At 50.7% G+C, this 22,535-nt stretch carries 19 protein-coding genes; 13 read left to right on the top strand and 6 right to left on the bottom strand.

The features are described from left to right. Position 1: 1 nt before the first annotated feature. From J7619_RS19125 to J7619_RS19115, 3 genes are read right to left on the bottom strand one after another with little or no spacing between them, the layout of a single operon-like run. A complete protein-coding gene (locus J7619_RS19125; protein ID WP_291202117.1) occupies positions 2-1,459 on the bottom strand; it encodes a fibronectin type III domain-containing protein in 1,458 nt (485 codons plus the stop codon). Between the two features lie 55 nt (positions 1,460-1,514). After that, positions 1,515-2,417, bottom strand: coding sequence for a CorA family divalent cation transporter (locus tag J7619_RS19120; protein WP_291202115.1), 903 nt, complete (start codon positions 2,415-2,417; stop codon positions 1,515-1,517). 46 nt (positions 2,418-2,463) lie between these two features. Then, a complete protein-coding gene (locus J7619_RS19115) occupies positions 2,464-3,735 on the bottom strand; it encodes an NAD(P)/FAD-dependent oxidoreductase (RefSeq protein WP_291202113.1) in 1,272 nt (423 codons plus the stop codon). A gap of 240 nt (positions 3,736-3,975) precedes the next feature. On the opposite strand from J7619_RS19115, the gene J7619_RS19110 reads away from it, so the two are divergent. Continuing rightward, a complete protein-coding gene (locus tag J7619_RS19110; RefSeq protein WP_291202111.1) occupies positions 3,976-4,833 on the top strand; it encodes an SDR family oxidoreductase in 858 nt (285 codons plus the stop codon). A 52-nt stretch (positions 4,834-4,885) separates the two neighbouring features. Here J7619_RS19110 and J7619_RS19105 read toward each other — a convergent pair whose 3' ends face one another. Then, the gene (locus J7619_RS19105) at positions 4,886-8,761 is read right to left on the bottom strand and encodes a PAS domain S-box protein (protein ID WP_291202109.1); all 3,876 of its coding nucleotides are present in this window, start codon (positions 8,759-8,761) and stop codon (positions 4,886-4,888) included. A gap of 205 nt (positions 8,762-8,966) precedes the next feature. Further along, the gene (locus J7619_RS19100) at positions 8,967-9,143 is read right to left on the bottom strand and encodes a DUF6496 domain-containing protein (protein WP_291202107.1); all 177 of its coding nucleotides are present in this window, start codon (positions 9,141-9,143) and stop codon (positions 8,967-8,969) included. Between the two features lie 121 nt (positions 9,144-9,264). Between J7619_RS19100 and J7619_RS19095 the strand changes: the two genes are divergently transcribed. The 4 genes from J7619_RS19095 (at position 9,265) to J7619_RS19080 (ending at position 11,944) form a co-directional block, all read left to right on the top strand. Further along, positions 9,265-10,605 (top strand): amidohydrolase family protein, encoded by a 1,341-nt coding sequence (locus tag J7619_RS19095; protein WP_291202104.1) that lies wholly within the window; start codon positions 9,265-9,267, stop codon positions 10,603-10,605. Between the two features lie 7 nt (positions 10,606-10,612). After that, complete coding sequence (locus J7619_RS19090) at positions 10,613-10,921, top strand: DUF6922 domain-containing protein (protein ID WP_291202101.1); 309 nt, start codon at positions 10,613-10,615, stop codon at positions 10,919-10,921. Next, positions 10,918-11,502, top strand: coding sequence for a nucleotidyl transferase AbiEii/AbiGii toxin family protein (locus J7619_RS19085; protein ID WP_291202098.1), 585 nt, complete (start codon positions 10,918-10,920; stop codon positions 11,500-11,502). Before J7619_RS19090 ends, J7619_RS19085 begins: the two co-directional genes overlap by 4 nt. Positions 11,503-11,575: 73 nt before the next feature. Then, positions 11,576-11,944, top strand: a complete 369-nt coding sequence (locus J7619_RS19080) for a VOC family protein (protein WP_291202096.1) — start codon at positions 11,576-11,578, stop codon at positions 11,942-11,944. Positions 11,945-12,003: 59 nt separating this feature from the next. Here J7619_RS19080 and J7619_RS19075 read toward each other — a convergent pair whose 3' ends face one another. Beyond that, a complete protein-coding gene (locus tag J7619_RS19075; RefSeq protein WP_291202094.1) occupies positions 12,004-12,882 on the bottom strand; it encodes an alpha/beta fold hydrolase in 879 nt (292 codons plus the stop codon). Positions 12,883-13,165: 283 nt separating this feature from the next. Between J7619_RS19075 and J7619_RS19070 the strand changes: the two genes are divergently transcribed. The 8 genes from J7619_RS19070 to J7619_RS19035 all read left to right on the top strand — a co-directional run bounded on the left by J7619_RS19070 (position 13,166) and on the right by J7619_RS19035 (position 22,500). After that, positions 13,166-14,209 (top strand): hypothetical protein, encoded by a 1,044-nt coding sequence (locus J7619_RS19070; RefSeq protein ID WP_291202091.1) that lies wholly within the window; start codon positions 13,166-13,168, stop codon positions 14,207-14,209. Beyond that, positions 14,209-15,360 carry a glycosyltransferase family 4 protein gene (locus J7619_RS19065; RefSeq protein ID WP_291202088.1) on the top strand — a complete coding sequence of 384 codons (1,152 nt, stop codon included), beginning with the start codon at positions 14,209-14,211 and terminating at the stop codon, positions 15,358-15,360. The genes J7619_RS19070 and J7619_RS19065 overlap by 1 nt, the downstream gene beginning before the upstream one ends. 40 nt (positions 15,361-15,400) lie before the next feature. Next, on the top strand, positions 15,401-16,555 hold the full coding sequence (locus J7619_RS19060) for a glycosyltransferase (RefSeq protein ID WP_291202085.1): 1,155 nt from the start codon (positions 15,401-15,403) through the stop codon (positions 16,553-16,555). A 27-nt stretch (positions 16,556-16,582) separates the two neighbouring features. Beyond that, positions 16,583-17,509 carry a glycosyltransferase family 2 protein gene (locus J7619_RS19055; RefSeq protein WP_291202082.1) on the top strand — a complete coding sequence of 309 codons (927 nt, stop codon included), beginning with the start codon at positions 16,583-16,585 and terminating at the stop codon, positions 17,507-17,509. After that, positions 17,466-18,032, top strand: coding sequence for a putative colanic acid biosynthesis acetyltransferase (locus tag J7619_RS19050; RefSeq protein WP_106595151.1), 567 nt, complete (start codon positions 17,466-17,468; stop codon positions 18,030-18,032). The genes J7619_RS19055 and J7619_RS19050 overlap by 44 nt, the downstream gene beginning before the upstream one ends. Next, on the top strand, positions 18,029-18,772 hold the full coding sequence (locus J7619_RS19045; protein ID WP_291202077.1) for a glycosyltransferase family 2 protein: 744 nt from the start codon (positions 18,029-18,031) through the stop codon (positions 18,770-18,772). Before J7619_RS19050 ends, J7619_RS19045 begins: the two co-directional genes overlap by 4 nt. A 148-nt stretch (positions 18,773-18,920) precedes the next feature. Continuing rightward, entirely contained in the window at positions 18,921-20,111 is a 1,191-nt protein-coding gene (locus tag J7619_RS19040; RefSeq protein ID WP_291202073.1) for an MraY family glycosyltransferase, read from the top strand. A 115-nt stretch (positions 20,112-20,226) separates the two neighbouring features. Beyond that, positions 20,227-22,500, top strand: a complete 2,274-nt coding sequence (locus tag J7619_RS19035; protein ID WP_291202070.1) for an NADP-dependent malic enzyme — start codon at positions 20,227-20,229, stop codon at positions 22,498-22,500. The last annotated feature ends 35 nt before the right edge of the window (positions 22,501-22,535 follow it).

Genomic DNA, 22,535 nt, shown 5'->3' with positions numbered 1-22,535 from the left:
ATCAATAAAGGAATACTCGCTTCGATATTACTTCTTTACCCGTATCGGTTACAACCACATAAATACCCGCCGGAAGCCGGCTAAGGTCCATGCTCCCCTCCTGCCTGATTTTCTTTACCTCATGTACCCTGCCCGCAAGGTCGTACACCGACACCTTCGCCTCTGTTGTACGGTTGAGATCGACTACAAGCGTCCGCCCCGCCATATATATCAAATGCTGGTCTTGCGGGGTTTCTACTGCCGTAATGATCGAAGTCGCGCGCACGATCGCGAGCAGGCTGTAAGGCGATTCCCCGCCTGCATTCACGGCTTTAATGCGGTAAAAATAATCGGCGGCTTCCAGCTCGGTGCGGTCTTCATATTGCAGGATAGTCACAGCCACTTTGGCGATCTGGGCAAAGCTGCCTTCACCTTTCGCACGTTCAATCACGATTTCGGAGGCATTACCCGTAGGTTTCGCCCAACGTAGCTGGATCAGGTCCGGCGCGGTGGGAACGGCCGTCAGGTTTGTCGGCGCGTCGGGCACCGGAACGTTCTGCGTTTTGGCCGAAGCGATATTGCTGTATGCCGACGCTCCGACCGCATTGACAGCCCGCACACGATAAGAATAGTTAGTCGCAGGGGCCAGACCGGTGCTCTGGTAAGTGGTCGCATTAGCCGCAATCTCGGCGATCTTAGTAAAAGTAGTCCCGTTTTGCGAGCGTTCTACCTGATAGCCGCTTTCGTTGTCGGCATTATCGGCCCATTTCAGGTCGATTTGAGAAACCGAAACAGCTGTGGCTGTCAGGCCCGAAGGCGCGCCAGGCACCACCTGCCGGGTGGTAGCACTGGCGATATTGGAATAGGCCGATTTCCCGGCGGCATTCTTCGCGAGCACGCGGTACCAGTAGCGCGTTGCGGGCGCCAGACCTGTATGTTGATACGTCGTTACGTTTGGTCCGAGCTCGGCAATTTTGGTAAATGACAATGCATCCGTGGAGCGTTCCAGTTCGAAACCCGTTTCGTCGTTCGCATTGTCTGTCCAGCTTACATTAATCTGAGAGGAAGAAGCCGCATTCGCGACAAGTGCCGATGGTGCTTTCGGGATGGTAATGATCACCAGCGTTGTGGCGTTGGCTATGTTGGAATAGCCCGACGCACCGGAAGCATTCCTGGCCCGTACACGGTACCAGTATTTGGTACCCGATTTCAGCGATCTGTTCTGGTAAGTGATGGTATTGGCAGCCAGATCGGCGATTTTCACAAATTTCGTCCCATCCGTCGACTGTTCTACTTCGAAACCGGTTTCGTCCGTGGCAAGATCCAGCCAGCCGAGGTTAATCTGGCTTGCGGAAGCAGCCACCGCGACCAGCGTGGTTGGCGCCTTTGGAATGGCGGCCAAAATGCCGAATGGGAGCAAAAGAGCAAGGCAAAATGGCGCTAACGACGAGAATGCGTGTCTGGTAAAGGTTCGGTTCATAAATACAGGACAATAGGGAGGCAAAAATAGAGGTTAAAAGCATTTATGCCACCTTTTACAGCCATCCGCGCCGTTTAAACCATACATAAATCCCGAAAGTGATCCCACCCATCAGGATCATCACGCCCGGATAACCCCATTTTAGTCTCAATTCGGGCATAAAATCGAAGTTCATCCCGTAGATACCGACAATAAACGTGAGTGGCATGAAAAACACTGAAAACACCGTGAGCACGCGTACGATCTCATTGGTACGTTGCGAGGAAATCGAGAAATACACCATCACCAGGTGGTTCATATTCTCAAACAGCGTGTCGTAAATGTTGTGCAGCTTCACATAAAGGTCCCGTGTGTCGCGCGTGTAGGTGTTGGAATGGCCCGGCGCGTCCACTTTGTCTACAATTTCGTGGGAAAGCATTAAAATACGCCGCGTTACCTCGACCCTTCTTCTGAGGTAGTACAGGCCTTTCAAAAGCGACGCTTTGCGGTTTTTGAGAAACATATTTTCCTCGTAGTATTCAATATCCTTCGTCAACTTCAGCGACGGCGCCTCGTAGGTGGCAATGCAGCTTTTAATAATCTCATTCACCAGGTGTACCGTATCCTCGCACGAATGTTGATCGACTTGCTGTTTTCGGATAATTTCCGGCGCGCCCCAGTCCTTTTTGTGCATGGTGATCACCCGGTCCTTGGTCATGAAAATCGCCAGTTTGTTGGTCAGCTCAGTGACGGTGTCGGCCTCGGTCCCCACGTTCTCACTGTGCATTCTGAATATGATGAACACGTAGGTTCCCACATCTTCATATTTGGGCAAATGGTCGGGTTGCTGCCAATCCCTGATCGAGGACCCATGTAATGCGTATTTTCCCCTGATCTGCTTTAATTCCTCATCATCGGGGTCTGTCACATCTATCCATTCGAACGGGTATTGGGAAGGGTCGGCAATTGTCTGGATCATAAGGAAATGCGGCTAAAATTCACGATGTTCTCTTGCATGGTGGTGATCAACGTACCGGCTTTTCCGGCTTGGAATCCAGGATAAAACGCAGGGACTGGTCCCTTGTGAAGAATGCGACCATCCAGTTGTAAAAGGTTTTCACCTGGTTGCGGTAACGGATCAGGGAAAACAAATGCACCACCAGCCACAGAAAATAAGCGATAAAGCCCTTGAAATGCAAGCCCGGCAAGTCGGCCACCGCCTTGTTGACACCGATGATCGCCATCGTGCCCTTGTCATGATATTTAAATGCCCTGGGCGGGCGTCCCTCCTGCCACTCGGACAGGTTATGCGCCAGGTTTCGTCCCTGCTGAATGGCCACCTGGGCGAGTTGCGGATGTCCGTTTGGAAAATTTTCGTCGGCTGTCATCAGGCAAATGTCTCCGATCGCAAAAATATTGTCAAAACCCTTCACACGGTTATAAGCATCTACCAACACGCGCCTGCCTTTACCGAAAACTTCCTCGGGCAGGCCAGGCAATGCCGTGGCGATCACTCCCGAGGTCCAGATCAGCGTTTCGGTTTCGATCGTATTGCCATCGGCAAATGTGACGATTCCGTTACTATAATCTTTCACCGTGCGGTTCAGCAGCACTTCAATACCCAGACCGCGCAGCTCCGCAAGCGTCTCCTGCTGCGATTTTTTGCTCATCGGGTTCAATACCACCGGTAGCGCATCGACGAGGTAGATTTGCACTTCTTCCCTTTTCAATTCGGGATAATCTTTTTTGAAAATGCTCTTGTGCATTTCCGCCAGCATTCCCGAGACCTCCACACCCGTCGGGCCCGCGCCTGCCACTACAATGGAAAGCAGCTTTTTACGGATAGCAGGGTCGGTCTCCTTAGTCGCCTTTTCTTTCAGCCTCAGAATATGATTCCGCAACGCGAGCGCATCCTGCACGGTTTTCATCGGCACCGCGTTTTTCCGCACATTCTCCATACCAAAATAGTTGCTCTCCGTACCAGTCGCGAATACCAGGTAATCGTAATGAATATCGCCGCTCTCGGTCGATATCCTTTTTTCCTCCGGGAAAACCGCTTCAAACCCTCCCAGACTGAACCGGAGATTGGATTTGTCCTGAAAAAACTTGCGGAACGGATAGCTGATATTGGAAGCTTCCAGGAAACCGGTCGCTACCTGGTAGAGCAATGGCGGGAAGAAATTGTAGTTGTTCTTATCCACCAGCACGATTTGAAACGATTTATTCCGGGATAGCTTCTGGGCCAGGTTAATCCCCCCGAAACCTCCCCCGATGATCACCACCTTTTTTGAATCCATAATACCCTACGTTTGCCGGCCCACGCTTGCGGCCGCATCGCGTGGCTTGCATTAATAACCATGCCGAAAGCCTTTCGAAGCATTGAAACACGTCTTTGGGGCTCCTATGCATACACTACACTGTGAAAATCTTTACTCATTTCCCGTAGCAGCCCATTCTTTCGGCCGCTACGTGCCGGGAGCAGCCATTGGCATATCCTTTTTAAGAGTGCGCCGCATCCACAAAAACATTCAAGCATTATGAGCTTCGACATAGACACCCACGGGCAGACGCAAGGCGCACAGCCCGGCATTGAGGAGATTATGGATCCGGCACCGATCGTGATCCGCGAAAATTACCGCGGCAGCGGCAAATTAGACGGCAAAACGGCGCTCATTACCGGCGGCGACAGCGGTATAGGCCGCTCGGTAGCCGTTCACTTCGCACGGGAAGGCGCCGACGTGGCCATTGTGTATCTTGATGAAAATCAGGATGCCGCCGATACCAAAGCTATGGTAGAGGCAGAAGGAAGAAGTTGCCTGCTTATTCAGGGCGACATCCGCGACGAGGCGTTTTGCAAGGAAGCGGTAAGCCGTGCGGTGAATGAGTTCGGGAAACTGAATATCCTGGTCAACAATGCGGCCGAGCAACATCCGAAGGAGCGCGTCGACCAGATTTCGCCCGATCAGCTGAACGATACGTTCGCGACCAACATTTTCTCGTTTTTCTACTTCACGCAAGCCGCATTGCCGCATTTGGGAGAGGGCGACACTATTATCAATACGACTTCCATTACAGCTTATCGGGGCAGTCCGTCGTTGCTCGACTACTCGTCTACCAAAGGCGCGATTGTCGCTTATACCCGGTCGCTGGCCGGTAATCTGGCGGAAAAAGGTATTCGGGTGAATGCAGTAGCGCCGGGACCAATATGGACACCGCTCATTCCATCCACTTTCGATTCGGAGCGGGTGAAAAAATTTGGAGAAGACACCCCTTTCAAACGCCCGGGACAGCCTTGCGAAGTGGCCACATGCTATGTGTTCCTGGCCAGCGAGGACGCTTCGTACATGAGCGGGCAGGTGTTGCACCCGAACGGTGGACAGGTCGTTAACGGCTAGTCGGGGACGCCCAGTCGGGGACGCCCAGTCGGGGACGCCTAGTCGGGGACGCCTAGTCCTCCCTACGAAGCCATTTCCTGACGGCGGATTCGAGTGTTTCCTTTAAAACCGGTTTGGTGAGATAATCGTCCATACCGGCCTCGATACATTTCTCACGCTCGCCCACAACCGTACCGGCAGTAAGCGCGATGATCGGCACGTGCGGGTTGCCCGCCTGCCTGATCTCGCGCGTGGCTTCGTACCCGTTCATTTCCGGCATTTGAATATCCATAAAAACGATGTCGGGGCTGGTCCTGTGGAACGCCTCGATCGCTTCCTTACCATTTGCCGCTTCGATCAGCTCGCTGCCCGGCAATATTTTACCCAGCATTGATTTAACCAGCAGCATGTTGATCTTGTGATCTTCCGCTATGAGTATTTTCACTTCGCCTGTTTCGTAAGTTTCTACCGATAATTTCCCTTGTGTCACTGTTTTTGCCGGCTTTTCCGGGGTTTTCGTTTTAGGCCCGAGATCGGAAAGCGCGTGAAAAAGTTGCTGTATTTTAACCGGCTTAACCAAAAAATACTTGATGTCCAGCTCATTTCCGAATGCACTGAGCGCCTCCTCGTCAAACGAATCGTTCAGCAATATCACGGGTTGATTGCCGGCTTTACCTTCCAGCTTCCGGAGCTTCCGGATCGTTTCGATCCCGTCCCACCCCGGCATCTGACAATCCATCAGGATCACATCATATTCTTTGCCCGCAGCGAGCTGCTCATATGCTTCCTCGCCGCTGCGGATGCAGTCTGCGGCAATCCGCTTGTTAGCGAGCATATCCTTCAAAATCTGCCCGTTATGGAGGTTATCATCGACCACGAGCACATTTTCGATCTGCTCTACATTCTCCCATTCAAACCGGTCCTCGCCTTCGATCGCACGGAAAGTCACATCGAAAAAGAAAGTACTGCCGTGTTCGAGCCTGCTCACGAGTTGCAGGCGGCTGTCCATCAGGCCGAGCAGGCTGTTGGAAATGGTAAGGCCGAGCCCCGTACCGCCGAACCGCTTGGTGGTGGAAGAATCTTCCTGCGAAAATGCTTCGAAAATGCGGCGTTGATTTTGAGGGTCAATACCAATGCCTGTATCGCGGACTGAGAACCTGAATGTGTAGTCAAGACCGCTTATTTTTTGAAGGAGTTCTATTTTCAGCTCAATTTCGCCCTGGCCCGTAAACTTGACGGCATTGCTGAGCAGGTTCACCAGGATCTGACGCAACCGAACCGAATCGCACCAGACGAACTGAGGAATATCGGCGGGGATGTTCAGCAGCATTTCGAGGTGCTTCTGCTGCGCCTGGTAGGTCACCATATCAGCCACCTTACCGCATATTTCCAGCAAATCGGTTTTCTCGGGTGTCAGTTCGAGCTTGCCGGCCTCTATTTTAGAAAAATCAAGGATGTCGTTGATAATGTCCATCAGCGAGTTGGCCGACTGAAATACCATCGACATATATTGCTGCTGGGTTTCATCCAGGTTGGTTTTCATCAGCAAATCGGTGAACCCGACCACGCCGTTCAGCGGCGTGCGGATTTCGTGGCTCATATTGGCCAGGAACTCCGATTTCAGCTTGCTGGCCGCCTCGGCATGTTCCCGGGCTTCAAGCAATTCAAGTTCCGCGCGTTTCCGCAGCGTGATGTCACGGATCACGGCCTGGATAATCTCCGAATCGTTGACCTTCATGAGGTTGAGCAATACTTCGGCAATAAACGACTCCTTCGATTCGCCGAAACGCCTGTACTTCCATTCGAAACTGTGTGTCCCCTTTTCATATACCATCTGTACGTGCCTCTTGCCCTCGTCCTTGTGGTCTTCCATACCCAATTCGTTCAAACCCGACAAATCGCCCATGGGCATACTCAGAAAAGTCTCCACGGAATCAATCCCGAACATTTTCAACGCGGCATCGTTGCAATCCAGATAGCCTGTGTGGTCAAAAAGGATTACCGCGTCGCTGGTGGAATCGTACAAGCTCCGGAATTTGGCTTCCGAATTTTTGATATCCATCTCCGCCTGCTTGCGGTGCGTGATATCCTGAAATGCCCCGTACACGCGAACGCACACGCCATCCACCATCTCGGCCTTCCCGATCGATCTCACCCAGAGTTCATTGCCCTTGGCCGTCACCAGCTGCAACTCGCTATCCCAGTGCGTTCCGTTAGCTAATCCCTCAGCCACCGCCCTGGTAATAACCTCCCTACTATGCCCTTCTTTATAAAAATGAATGGCCGTACTGGTTTCCGGCACGTAATCCTGCGGCACTTCATGGATTTCCTTCGTCGTAGGCGACCAGTAGAGTTCTCCCGTGCGTGCGTGCAGCTCCCACCCGCCTACACGCGCAACACTATTGGTCTGCTCCTGAATGTCCTTGATCCGCCTGAGCTCCTGGTCTGCCGCTTTTCGGGCGGTAATATCCCTTTCAACCGCTATAAAATGGGTACAGTTGCCGTGGTCATCGAAAACGGGGGTCACTTTGAGGTCGACCCAGTAGCTTGCGCCTGCTTTGGTGTAGCAAAGCACTTCCTCCCGCACAACCTTTTTCTCCTTACAATCCTGCCAAATCCGGTCGAGGGTATCGGGATCGGTCTCCGGCCCGCGCAGCAGGACCAGCGGGTTCATGCCTTTAACTTCCTTCCGCTCATAACCGGTATGGGTTTCGTAGGCTTTGTTAACCCATGTGATATAGCCCTGGTTATCTGTAATAACAATATAATCGGTGGTGTTGGAGGCAACAATGGCCAGCTCCCTGAGCCGCTCGCGGGAGTTTCGCAACTCGGTAATGTCGTGACTCGTGAGAATGATCTCCTTGCTCACCGGGTCGATATTGGCGCTGGTATTGCTCCAAGACCACGACCCGTCCTTGTGCCTGATCCGGTGCTCGACGCCACCCGGCACCGGCACCCCGGTTTCAGCCGTAATACGCAGCGCCTCGAAACAGACATGGAAATCGTCGGGGTGGATGAATTCGGTGAAAGGCTTCCCTACCGTTTCTTCAATAGTATGCCCGTACATGGACGTCCAGCTTGGCGATACATAGCTAAAAACGCCCGAGGGAGAGATCGTAAACAGCACATCCTGCATGTTGGATACCAGCACCGACAGGTCCTCCTGCACTTTGAGCTGCTGGGTAATGTCGTATCCGATGCAGAATATCTCCTCGACCACACCGTTTTCGTCGGCGATGCCTGTAAATTCCCATTGAGTCGTTTTTACGCCATCCAGCGTCGAGTACTTTCGAAGTACGACCGGCTGCGGAATTCCCGGGTTGACGAAGCATTGCTCGCCCACATGCAGGCATTTTTCGATATCCTCGGGCACAATGCCTCCCAACGATGATCTGCCGATGATCGCGCTTCTTTCCAGCCCGTAAAATTCACAGAAATAGTCGTTGACATACTTGTAGTTTCCTTCCAGATCGATGCTTGTTACATAAATCGCATTGCTGTTCAGAAAACACTGGTAGAGCTCGGTGCTGGTAATCAATCCCGGCAGTTCAGGCAGGTCGTCGCGTTGGAAGCCCGACAAAACGAGCCATCCGTACGGTTCTGCAAATACGCAAATAGAAGTAACCGCCAACCGCAACGACTGTACGTTATCGCGAAGGAGCCTCACAATGCCGTGGTGCGGCTCCTGACTTTCAGAAAGACCTGCGCGCACATTCTTTATATGGAATGAAAAGGAAACATTTTCAAAAAGCGAAGCAGGCACGTCGTTGCCTTTTTGAAATCCCGGACCGGGCGCGATTGTTTGCTGCAATTTCTTGTCAGTCCAGCAATCTTCAGGATTTGAATACCTCCAAATTAGTAATCCGTCTGTGGCCGAGTCCTGGATAAAGTCGAAAACACGCTCATCCTTTTGCAGCAGCTTCAAGAGCTCCTTCCTCAGGTCATTCATTTTCAAAAAACTTACAATTAGAAACGTCAGTAGTGTCCGTACAATATAGCAGTTATTCGACGATTTTAAGGATTATAAACCAGTGCAGGGGCTAATTTTAAAGTATTCTAATGCAAATGCCACATCTATATCTATCCTTTTACATTATTTATCAAAAAGCCCTCTTTCAGGACTAAGAAAGGAGGGCTTTATTTGTAACTTGTTGTTAATCTTTCTTTTTGGGAACTTTTGCACCTTCTTTACGCGCTTCGGATAAGCCTATCGCAATGGCTTGCTTTTTGGAAGTAACCTTTTTCCCGGAACCGGATTTCAACTTTCCCTCTTTTTGCTCATGTAGGGCCTGTTCCACCTTTTCACCAGCCTTTTTCGAATATTTAGCCATGATATTATTTTTTTAGGTGTTGATGTTTTTAATTTTCGCACCAAACCGGCGCGCGCCTTTCCCTTCATCAAAATACGTACCAATACACCGGCTGTTTATTTAAATCCTAAATCCGTAACACATGAAGAAATTATTGTTACTGTTTCAAATGGCCGGCCTTTTGTGCCCGGCCGGCTTGGTTGCCCAAAATACGGGTTCCGTTCTTCTAAAAAATGCGACAGTGATCGACGGAACGGGCTCCGCGGCACGCACCCACACGGATATTCTGATCACCGACGGTCAAATTGCCGCCATTCAAAAAGGTATCAAAACCGAAGGTGCCCGCGAAATCGATTTGAGCGGCAAAACCGTCATACCCTCGCTCATATGTGCGCATGCACACGTGGGCACGCTCAAAGGCACAACGTCGTCGGCCGATAATTACACCCGCGAGAATTTGCTGAGGCACTTGAAAAAATACGAGGATTACGGGGTAAGCGCGGTGCTCGCCATGGGCACCGACCGGCCGCTTATATTCAATGGATTTATCGATTCTACCCAGGCCGGACTGCTCCCGGGCGCAAGGCTCTATTCGGCAGGCTATGGTTTCAACACACCCGATCCCAACCCCGGCTCATGGATGAACCTGCTGCAACGCCCCAATACCCCCGAAGACGTGCCGGCCATGATGGAAAAAGTGGCGGCTGTGAAGCCTACGGTCGTGAAAATCTGGGTCGATGACCATGGAGGCAATGCACAGAAAATGAAGCCTGAGGTTTACCAGGCCATCATTCGGGAGGCGCACAAACGCAATATCCGCGTAGCAGCCCATCTTTTCTACGTCGAAGACGCCCGCAAGCTTACCGAGGCCGGAATAGACATTATCGCCCATAGCATCCGCGACAAGGAAGTTGACCAGGACCTGCTTACCAAAATGAAGCAGAAAAACGTGACTTATATCCCTACGCTATCGCTGGATGAATACCAGTTCGCGTATGCGGGCAGTCCCGACTGGATCAACGACGCATTTTTCAAAGCCTCGCTCGAACCGGGTGTTTTTGAAATGATTACGGACAAGGCTTATGCCGAAAAAATCAGGAACTCGCCGGATTACCATCGCAATATGTCGGCATTCAATACGGCGATGATCAATTTGAAGAAAATCCATCATGCTGGCATCCAGGTGGCTCTTGGCACCGACTCCGGCGCATTCCCCATTCGCACCCAGGGATTTACAGAGCATTTGGAATTGGAACTGATGGTCAAAGCCGGCCTTACTCCCGCCCAAGCCATCGTCGTCGGTACTCGCAATGCCGCCACCGCCCTGCGGATCGACAACGAAAAAGGTACACTTGAAAAGGGCAAAAAAGCCGATTTCCTTATCCTTTCCGCCAATCCTTTCGACGACATCCGGAACACAAGAAAGATCGAATCCGTTTGGAAGGAAGGGAAAGAGGTCAGTAAAGGGCCTCTGAAAAATTAATAGCGAAATGGAAAACTCGTCCGTTGCTAAACCAATCGTTTCAAAAACCGCGTTCTGGGATGTCGATTTCGATCAGATCGATTTTCAGGAAAAGGATTTATTCGTGATGGAAAAGGTCGCCAACTATGGAACCTGGAACGACTTCCTAAACGTAATCCGGTTTTATGGCGTCAATCGATTTAAGGAACGGATTATTTTTGCTGCCTATCTCAAAAAGGACGTCCTGAATTTTATTTGCGTCGCATTCGACCTCCATATAAACGATTTTAAATGCTACACACGGAGACAGTCGCAGAATCAACCCTGGAACTTTTGAAGCAACTCCTGGCATTGCCGGAGTTGGCATCGTTTTCCCTTGTGGGTGGAACAAATCTTGCTTTACGGCTCGGTCACCGTATTTCAATAGATATTGATCTGTTCACAGCCAATACGTTTGACATGGTAGAGGTAAAAGATGCGATCGCCCGGGCATTTCCGGAAGCTATCGAATTAAGCGCTCGTAATCAGACCCTATTGTATCAAATCAATGGCGTAAAGACTGACCTGATCAGACATCAGTACAACGATATTTCAGTAGTTGATAACGTTGACGGCATGAGACTCGCATCACTGCCGGATGTGGTTGCAATGAAGCTGGGAGCCGTAGCGGGTAGAGGGGCAAAAAAGGATTTTTGGGATATTTATGCCCTTTCGTCAAAGTTCACCATAAAGGAAATGATGGATTATTACGTTCAAAAATATCCTGCAAGCGACCCAGGTCAAATTGTCCGCTCGCTCGTTTACTTTAACGACGCGGACCAGCAACCAGATCCGGTCGATTTACTAGCCGTAAGTTGGGCAGCAGTGAAAACGAACCTGCGCGAACACGTAAAATCATATATGAACAGCATCTTATAAAGAAGGAATCGCGATTCTGAAACGTTTATCCAAAATATGGCAGTAGCTTTGATGCCCAAAATCACTCCTAATTATGAAAATTAAATTCAAAAGACTCGACCACATCATGCTCTGCATCCCGCCTGGCACCGAGCAGCAGGCGCGGGAATTCTATGGCGGAGTATTGGGGCTTGAAGAACTAACTGACCTGGGTTACCCGCTGCCTCACGGCGCGATATGGTTCCAGATGGGTGATATTCAGCTGCATATCCGGGCTGAGGATGTGCTCGGTGTCTCGCAGCGCCATCCGGCATTTGAAGTGGATAATCTGGAAGAAGCCCGTGCATTGCTTGAAAAACACGGCATTGCCATTAAAAACGACAGCAAAATCCCCGACCGCAACCGCTTCTCTTTCCGCGACCCATTCGGAAACCGCATTGAACTGATCGAAATGATCGCATAAAAAGCAGGGGCGAACCGTTGGTATCGCCCCCTGCAAGCTTAAAATCGGATTTTCTGATGCTAGGTCGAAATGTCGGTGTACGGATTGCTGATCGTCACAACCTCCTGATTAATAAACTGGATCAGATTCTGGTTCAGGCGCTCCTTATGCGTCACGAACAGGCCGTGCGGCGCACTTTCGTAAACAATATATTCGGCGCCGGGCAGCATTTGGGACGTACGCTCGCTGCTTACTTGGATGGGTACCGTCTTATCGTCTTCTCCATGAATAATGAGGACCGGCACATCCAGCAGCGATAATTCATTGCGAAAATCGGTGGCGCTGAAACTGCGGATACATTGCGTGGTAGCCCGTCCCGACCCCTGCAAGGCCAGCATACTATGCCATTGCAGCAGCTCATCGCTCACAGCGTTGTTCAGAAATGCATTTCCGTAAAAATCTTTGGCAAACCCGGCCAGAAATTTCGGCCGGTCGTCCTCGACATCTTTCACAAATCCATCGAACAGGTCCTGCGGAACACCGGCCGGATTATCGTCGGTTTTGAGCATATAAGGAAGCACGGTACTGATCAGAACCGCTTTGGAAACCCTGTCGCTGCCATATTTGCTCAGGTAACGCACTACTTCGCCTCCACCCATCGAAAATCCGACAAGCACCACTTCGTCCAGCTCCAACGTATCGATGACCGATTTAAGGTCAGCTGCCAGCGTATCGTAATCGTAGCCATTCCATGGCTTGTCCGATTTCCCAAACCCTCGGCGGTCGTAGCCAATGCAGCGAATACCGTGTTTGGGCAAAACGTTGAACTGATATTCCCACATTTCATGGCTGAGCGGCCAGCCGGAAATGAACACAACAGGTTTGCCCTGACCTACCTCATGCACAAAGAGCTGCACCGGCTCGCGGGCAATTCCCCCTTTTGATTCTATAAAGCCCATGATGCGCTGTTTTAGATTTTGATTAATACAAAACTGAAACCGCTCCGTAATAAAGACTTGTGCCAGCTGACGGATCATTGAACCCTTGCGCCATGGTTGTTCCGGCTTCGTGCCAGTTACTGACAGTTGGGGATCTATTTGAACACCGGGGAGGAAGGTCGGCAACGGCGATGATGCCTGATTAAATACCGACATATTTAGTTAACGAAAAGTCGAAAAAGCAGTAATTGGCAAAAGTAATCCTAAATTTGCAGTCACTTTCGACGCAGAAGACGTTCACTTGATGTTAAAGTTTGTTTACGGTTTTTTAATTGCCATTGTCATTCTTGCGGGGATTACCGAGGTTGTATTAAGGGTAAAATATGGCTTTTGTAACTCGCCGCTCTACGTTTCTGATCCTGATTTTGAATATATATATGCACCAAACCAGGACGTAAAGAGGTTCGGCCAGGTGCTGCGGACCAACAGCCTCTCCATGCGGAACGAGGAAGTACTGCCTACCGATAGCCTCGTCATATTGCTGATCGGCGATTCGGTCGTCAATGGCGGAAGCCTTACCGATCAGGACAGCATTGCTTCTACCCTGCTCGAAAAACGTTTCTTAAAAGATTTCAACAAGCGTGTCCGCGTTCTGAATATCTCTGCCGGATCGTGGGGGCCGGATAATATTGCTGCCTATCTCAAAAAATACGGCACTTTCAAGGCCAAGCTGATCTGCCTGGTTACCAGCAGTCACGACGCGCACGACATCATGTCGCACCAGAGCCCGGTGGGCGTCGATCCGGGATGGCCCGACAAACAATATAAGGTGGCGCTCTACGAGCTTTGGGACCGCTACCGCTGGATGTTCTTTTATTTCCTGGATACCCTTTTCCTGACGCCCGAACCGGAAAAGAAGGAGGAAAAAATTGCGATTGTCAAACCTGACGTGACCGACAGTGCGCACGTAGCCGCGGACGCGAAGGCGGTTGAGGACACGGTAGAAGCCCGAAAGCTCAACGAGGCGGGCATCCGCAAGCCCGGTCTGACATTTAATCCCGGCTACGAACAGATCTACGAAATTGCCAAGCAGCAGCATATTCCAATGTTCATTTACCTGCATCCGGAAATCTCCGAGATCGACCTGGGCCGGTTCAATGACCAGGGGCAGGAAATCATCGCATTTGCCAAAGAGAAGAATATCAGACTGATAGACGAATTCCAGTTCGGCGTTTCGAAAGAACGTTACCGGAAAATGGACGTCGTGCATTTCAACAGCGGCGGGCAGGTTTTCCTGGCCGACAACCTGTACCCATTGTTTCAGGAATACCTCAACCTTCGGAAATAATGCGCGTACTGATTGTTCACAACCAACTATGGGCCCATTACAAATCGAAGCTTTTCAGTGAGATCAACTTCGCCATCAGGCAGGCCAATCCGGCGGATGAGCTACTTGTTGCGCAAATCGCATTGTATGAGGCGAGCCGGAAAGTAATGCAAAATGACGATGCGATCACCTATGATTATCCTTACCAAGTACTTTTCGAACGCAGCCTCGACCAGGTAAGCTTTGGCGAGCGGCGCAAAGCGCTTTTCAGCGTGTTCAACGAATACCGGCCCGACGTTCTCAATATCACTGGCTACTTCGATTGGGCGCAGGTGCTGCTCATGTTTTATGCGCGCGCAAAAGGCGTAAAAGTGGTGATTTCGTCAGAATCGTCCTCAGCCGATCATAACCGTGCGGGGTGGAAAGAAGCGATCAAAAAGGTGATCGTTGGCCGCGCCAACGCATTTTTTTGCTTTGGTAAAACATCGGCCGAATACCTGGAAAGTCTGGGCGTGGCCAAAAGCGCTATTAAGGTCCGGAATGCGGCGGTGATCGATGAGCAGGTAATCCGGCAGCGGTATGATGAAGCGAAAAAGGAGCTTAATGTAGCAGCAAAGCCCAATACGAGGAAATTCGTTTACGTAGGCAGGCTCGCGCCGGAGAAAAATCTGGAAACATTCATCCGCGCATTCAGCCAGGTTGTGAAACAAACCGGCTCGGACTGGCAATTGCTTTTGGTAGGCGGCGGGCCTGAAAAGGAAAACCTTGAAAACCTGGTGACCGATTCCGGCGTGGCTGATAAAGTCATTTTCGCAGGCGGATTTCCCTGGTACCAGGTACCCGACTGGCTCGCGCAGAGCGATGTGCTGGTGTTGCCCAGCCAATCGGAGCCGTGGGGACTGGTGGTGAACGAGGCGATGGTATGCGGAATGCCGGTTATTGTGTCCGAAACCTGCGGGTGCGCCGGCGATCTGGTGCGGGACGGCGTAAACGGGTTTACATTTAATCACGCACACCAGGCCGAGTTGGAGAAGCAATTAACCTATTTTATCCAAAATCCTCACCGCATCGCCGGAATGGGACAGGAATCATTAAAACTGATCGCGCCATTCGCGTCCGGCCCGGTGGCTGCGCAAATGGCGGAAACGTACCGCGACCTGGCCGCCAAATAACAGGAAGCATAACGAACACAACTATACATTAACCCCCAGCATGCGAATACTCAATATTTGTGCATATACATGGGCAATCGGAGGCCCGGCCCGCATTATCTACGACCACACTACCGAGGTCGTCAAGCAAGGCCATCAGGTCGATATCCTCAGCCCGATGACGCCCGGCGAGAAAATGTACCCCGTGCCGGACGGCGCGCGCCTGATCGCCGTAGCGCGCACAACGCCCGTGAGCAATTTTTACCGCGAGTTTTCTGTCGAATTGTACAAATACCTAAAAAAGCACATCCACGAATACGACGTGGTACATATGCACGGAATATGGCATTTCGGCAGCCTGGCGCCGTTCCTGATCCCTTCAAAGGCGGTGAAAGTGATCACCATTCACGGACTGCTCGACAAATGGGCGGTGGCCCACAGCAAATGGAAGAAGGACCTGGTGACTTTGTTATACCAAAAAAGGCTGCTTGGCAAGGCCGATCTGATCCAGATCAACAACACCGACGAGGAGCAGGACGTGATCCGTTACCTGGGTTACCGCCCGAAAAACATGGTGATCGTGCCCAATGGCATGAAGCTCGACGAGTATACCCGCTCGCATTTGCCCGAAAAGGGTCTTTTCAGGGCTAAACACGGTATCTCGCCCGATCAGCAAATGGTGCTTTTTCTGGCCAGATTGAATATTAAGAAGGGCCTCGACCTGCTCTTGCCCGCATTTCAGAAAGTCCATGAACAACTGCCCAACGCGCAGCTTATCCTGGCCGGGCCGGACGACGGTTACCAGGCAGAAACGGAAGGTTTTATCCGCAAACATCACCTCGAAGGAAGGGTTAAACTGGTGGGAATGCTGACGGACACTATCAAAAAGGAGGCATTGGCTGATGCGGACGTGTTCGTTTCCCCCTCCTATTCCGAAGGGTTTTCGATCGCCGTGCTGGAAGCCATGACCTCGGGCGTACCCGCGCTCGTGTCCGATCGCGTCGGCTTCGGCGATTACATTGCACGCTACGATGCGGCATTCCTGACGCCCCTGACCAGCGACGGGGTGGCCGATGGCCTTCTTGAAATATTACAAGACAAGCCTTACGCCGAAGGCATTGCAAATCGAGCCTACAAGATGGTAACCGAAAATTTTGACATCCGGGTGGTTGCCAATCAGTTATTGGAAGAATACAAGAAAGTTCAAAAAAAGTAACTACATTTGCAGCCGAATGTAACCGCTATGATTGATTTATCCGTCATCATTTTAACACACAACGAATCCAAGCACATCGGCCGGTGCATTCAAAGCCTGTTACAGGTTACCAATAAAATTTTCATCGTCGATTCGTTTTCCACCGACGATACCGTGGCGATCGCCGAAAGTCTGGGTGCTACGGTCGTTCAAAATCCCTGGGTTTCCTACGCATTCCAATTCAATTTCGGTATCCGAAACAACCCTTTCCAGACGCAATGGCTCATGCGCATGGATGCGGACGAGTACATTACGCCCGAACTCGCTGCGGAACTGAACAGTTCTCTTGCGCAAGTGCCGGAGCATGTTTCGGGGCTTTATGTGAAACGCAGGGTGATTTTTATGGAAAAATGGATCCGTCGCGGCGGGTACTACCCGATTTGGCTCCTGCGCGTTTGGCGGCGCGGGCTGGGTATTTGCGAGGAGCTGTGGATGGACGAGCATATTAAACTCAGCAGCGGCACGACCGCCCAATTACAGCACGACATCGTCGATCATAACCTCAATAACCTCACCTGGTGGACGCAGAAGCATAACAATTACGCAATCCGGGAGGTCATCGACCTGTTGAACATTAAATATAACTTTGATAGCAAGGAGACCGTGGAACCCAGTTTCTGGGGCAGCCAGGAGCAACGCACACGCTTTCTGAAAATCAAGTACGCTAATATGCCGCTGTTTACGAGGCCGTTTATCTACTTTACATTCAGGTATTTCATCAAATTAGGCTTCCTGGATGGAACAAAGGGACTCATCTGGCACGTTTTACAGGGGTTTTGGTACCGCTTCCTGGTGGATGCCAAGATTTACGAAGTATATCACCGCGTAGGAAGGGACAAGGACGCCATTATATCACATTTCAGGACAGAATATGGAAAAGACCTCAGAAACCCAAACCAATCTGTCCGTATATAACAACGATTGGTACAATCCGGGTGGCTATCCGAAGCTGGTCATCTGGTATTTACTGAACAGGTTGTTCATACACACACACATTCCCTACCCTTCCGCATTCAAGGTTGCATTGCTCCGGCTGTTCGGCGCGAAGATCGGAAAGGGCGTTGTGATTAAGCCAAAGGTAAACGTGAAATATCCCTGGTTCCTGCAAATAGGCGACCATGTCTGGATCGGCGAGAATGTGTGGATCGACAACCTCACATTGGTGACTATTGAATCAAACGCATGCCTGTCCCAGGGAGCGATGCTTCTGACAGGCAATCATAATTATAGAAAGAGCACATTTGACCTGATTGTGAAGCCCATAACCCTCGGAACAGGCTCCTGGATCGGCGCGCAGGCGACCGTCTGCCCGGGCGTACAGGTGGGCTCTCATGCATTGCTGACCGTCGGATCTGTGGCTACCAGCCATATGGAACCTTACGGAATTTACCAGGGAAATCCTGCAAAATATATCAAAACAAGAACTATAACCAGTTGAAAGTAAGCATACTTACTGTTGTGTACAACGGCGCGGCGACGATCCGCCACTGCATTGACTCCGTCCTCGGACAGGATTACCCGGATATCGAGTACATTATCGTCGACGGAAATTCGAAGGACGGTACCCAGGAGATCGTACAGTCATACGGTGACAAGATCGCGCGTTTTTTGAGTGAACCTGATGCCGGAATCTACGATGCGATGAACAAAGGCATACAATTGGCAACCGGTGATGTAATAGGAATCCTGAATGCCGACGATTTTTATGCATACCCGTCGGTGATTAGCGAGGTGGCCGGCGCGCTGGCATCCGGCGACTTCGACGCATCCTATGGCGATCTTGAATATATTGATGCAAACGATGCAACGGTGGTACGCAGAAAATGGGTCTCTGGTGCATACAAGGTTGGTGCGTTTCTGAACGGATGGATGCCGCCACACCCCACCTTTTTCGTCAGGAAAGAGGTCTACAACACACACGGGGGCTTCCGCCTCGATCTGGGAAGCGCGGCAGACTATGAACTGATGCTGCGCTTTGTACATCGTGAAAACATCAAGCTTGCTTACCTGCCGAAAGTCCTCGTAAAAATGCGGGCGGGAGGAGTCAGCAACAGCACACTTAAGAACCGTATCGCGGCCAACCGGAACGACCGGCTGGCCTGGAAAATCAACAATTTGAAACCCCGGTTTTATACTTTGTGGTTAAAACCTTTGAGAAAAATAATACAATTTATCTAAGGCTCGGAAGTCAACTTAAGTACCTTAAACCATATAGTAAATATTTTGATATTCAGGCATTTGCATATTTCAATTAATGGTTTATATTTCGATATTTGATTTGGATTTTCCGATCCGTCCTCAACGCACTTCCTAATTTGACAGGCACATGGAACTACAACTACCTCTGCAAATATTGACCGAAGGAAACGTCAATACGCTTGTCCATCACGACATCTATCAATGCCTTCTCTCATTTTTGATCGGATGCTTTCTTTCGATCATTTCGATACCGATTATCATTAACCTTTCGAACCTGCTGCACTTGACTGCAAAGCCGGGTTTCAGAAGCTCACATGAAACGGAAACGCCTACGCTGGGTGGTATCGCCATATTCGCAGCCACGCTGATCGCCTACTTCTTGTGGCCGCATTCGGAGAATATCCTCGATTCGAATCTGATCAGCCTGGCGATGACCGGGATGATCATCCTGTTCTTCCTGGGGATCAAGGACGATATTCTTGCCGTAGACCCTACCAAGAAGCTCATTATCCAGATTTTTGCGTCCCTGATCCTCGTGGCAATGGGCAATTTCAAGGTCGATAACTTCTACGGTATTTTCGGTATCCATGGCGTTTCGGACTTCATCAGCATTCCGCTCACCGTTTTCATATTCATCGCGATCATCAATGCTATTAATCTCATAGACGGCATCGACGGTCTGGCGGGTGGTATCAGCCTGATCGCAGGTCTGGGGTTCGGCTTGTGGTTTATCGCCAACGACCACTTCTCGTTCGGTTGCCTTGCATTCGCGATGTCGGGTTCATTGCTCGGTTTCCTGCGTTTCAACTTTTCGAAAACCAGCAAGATATTCATGGGCGACACAGGCTCACTGATCGTCGGTTACCTGTTGTCTATTTTCGCTGTCGAATTCCTCTCGCTGAATGTGGGCTACCTGCACGATCCGAGTGCGTATTTTAACGCGCCGATCATCGTGATGGTGCTGCTGATCGTACCGATTTTCGACACTTTGCGCGTATTTATCGTGCGTATTTTCAAAGGAGGCTCGCCCTTCGTGGCCGACCGCAATCACATGCACCACATCCTGATCGACAATGGCCTGAACCACTTCTGGGCATCCTTCACCCTCTGGATGGTAACAATCGTGAACACCGCATTATTTTTCACATTCCACGGCGACATTACCAACACGGCTTCGCTCTACATTTACATCGGAATGTTCGGATTGTACATGGTATTTGCCTATTTTCTCAAAAAACGCATTGCTTCCGTCAAAGAGCGTAAAAAATTGGTCAAAAGCCCTTCATTGGCCGACGACGACCTTTCTACTTTCCAATAAATAATGTAACCGGGCGTCTCAAAAAACCGTAATGAAATTCTCGCGAATACCTTCTGAGAATTCATTGCGGTGAACCGATTGTTTGTACCTTGCACGAAACATCGTCAACTTAGGTATGAACAAAAAGATTAGAAAAGAAGACGCGCTATACTACCATTCCAAGGGTAGACCAGGAAAAATACAGGTTATCCCCACCAAAGAAACGAGTACCCAACGCGACCTTTCGCTTGCCTATTCGCCCGGCGTGGCAGAGCCCTGTCTGGAAATCGCGGATAATGTAGAAAATGCTTATCAATACACTGCCAAGGGCAACCTGGTGGCCGTTATCAGTAACGGTACAGCTGTGCTTGGGCTCGGTGATATCGGCCCTGAAGCTTCCAAACCTGTGATGGAAGGGAAAGGCCTTCTCTTCAAAATATATGCGGATATCGATGTTTTTGACATAGAACTCAACACCAAAGATGTGGATGAGTTTGTCAGGACTGTCAAAATTCTCGAACCAACCTTTGGGGGCGTCAACCTCGAAGACATCAAGGCTCCCGAATGCTTTGAAATTGAAGCACGCCTCAAAAAGGAGCTCAATATCCCTGTCATGCACGACGACCAGCATGGAACGGCCATCATCAGCGCCGCGGCCATGCTGAATGCATTGGTGCTCGTCGATAAAAAGATTGAAGACATTCGCGTGGTCGTGTCCGGTGCGGGCGCATCCGCGGTGTCGTGTACGAAGCTTTACCTTGCGCTGGGCGCCAGTCCGAAGAACATCGCGATGTTCGATACCAAGGGCCACATTCACAATGGCCGCACGGATCTGAGCGATATGAAAAAGCAATTCGCAACCGATAAAGCTTACGGATCGCTGGAAGAAGCCATGGTAGGCGCCGACCTTTTCCTCGGACTTTCGACTGCCAATATCGTTTCCAAGGAAATGGTAAAGTCCATGGCCAAAGACCCGATCGTGCTCGCGATGGCGAACCCTAACCCTGAAATCCCCTATCCGGATGCCGTAGAAGCGCGCGAAGACGTGATCATGGCTACCGGCCGCTCCGATTATCCCAACCAGGTGAACAACGTGCTCGGTTTCCCGTACATATTCAGGGGTGCGCTCGACGTACGCGCGACGGAAATCAACGAGGAAATGAAGCTCGCAGCGGTTCACGCGTTGGCCGATCTTGCCAAAAAACCGGTGCCTGATATCGTGAATCTCGCCTACAATGAGACGAATATCGTTTTTGGCAAAAATTATATTATCCCAAAACCGGTAGATCCCCGCCTGCTCACGACGGTAGCACCCGCTGTGGCGAAAGCAGCCATTGAAACCGGCGTAGCCCGCAAGGTCATTACCGACTGGGATGCTTACGAACAGGAGCTTTCGAGCCGTTTGGGACGCAATGAGCAGATTTCGCGTGTGATCCTCAACAAAGCAAAACTTGCCCCTAAAAAGGTCGTTTTTGCAGACGCTGAGAACATCCAGGTATTGCGTGCGGCCCAGCAGGTGCGCGACGAAGGTATCGCAACGCCAATCCTGCTCGGCAATAAGGAGACTATCCAGCATTTGATCCGCGAAAGCAAGCTCGACCTGGCCGACGTGTCGATCATCGACCCGCGTGCAGCGGAAAGCGATCCGATGATCGAGAAATATGCGGCCAAATTGTTCGAAAAACGCCAGAGAAAAGGCCTCACGCCAATCGAGGCGCGTCGTACGATGTATTTCAAAAGCTATTTCGGCTCGATGATGGTCGAAAATGGCGAAGCGGATGCATTTATTTCCGGTCTGACCAGAACTTACCCCGACACGATCCGCCCTGCGCTGCAAGTAATCGGTAAGCAGGAAGGCGTCAACAAGGTGGCGGGTATGTACATTTTGCTCACACCCAAAGGCCCGTTGTTCTTCTCCGATACGACCGTCAACCTCGACCCTACCGTCGATGATATCGTAGAAATTACCGAGTTGACCGCAAAGGCCGTGGAGCGTTTCAACATTCAGCCACGCATTGCATTGGTGACCTACGCCAACTACGGCAGCGCCAAAGGTGCCGACGCCGAAAAAATGCGCGACGCGACCGCGATCCTGAAAAAACGCAATCCGTCGATGATCGTGGAAGGTGAGCTACAAGCACACCTTGCGTTTAACACCACATTGTTGAAGGAAAACCACCCGTTCAGCGACCTGGTCGACGGCGGTGCGAATACATTGATTTTCCCCAACCTTTCAGCCAGTAACATTGCTTACAACCTGCTCAAAGAAGCTGCCGAGCTCGAAACGATCGGACCAATCCTGCTGGGCCTCAAAAAGCCGGTACACGTACTGCAATTGGGTAGCTCGGTGCGGGAGATCGTGAATATGGTGGCGATTGCCGTCGTGGAAGCGCAGATGAAAGGGAAGTAACTTCTTTCGTCATAACGTTTTTATGAAAATAGCCC

This window comes from Dyadobacter sp. (assembly GCF_017744695.1).
Taxonomy (GTDB): Bacteria; Bacteroidota; Bacteroidia; order Cytophagales; family Spirosomataceae; genus Dyadobacter.
This window is presented reverse-complemented; position numbering and strand designations above follow the sequence as displayed.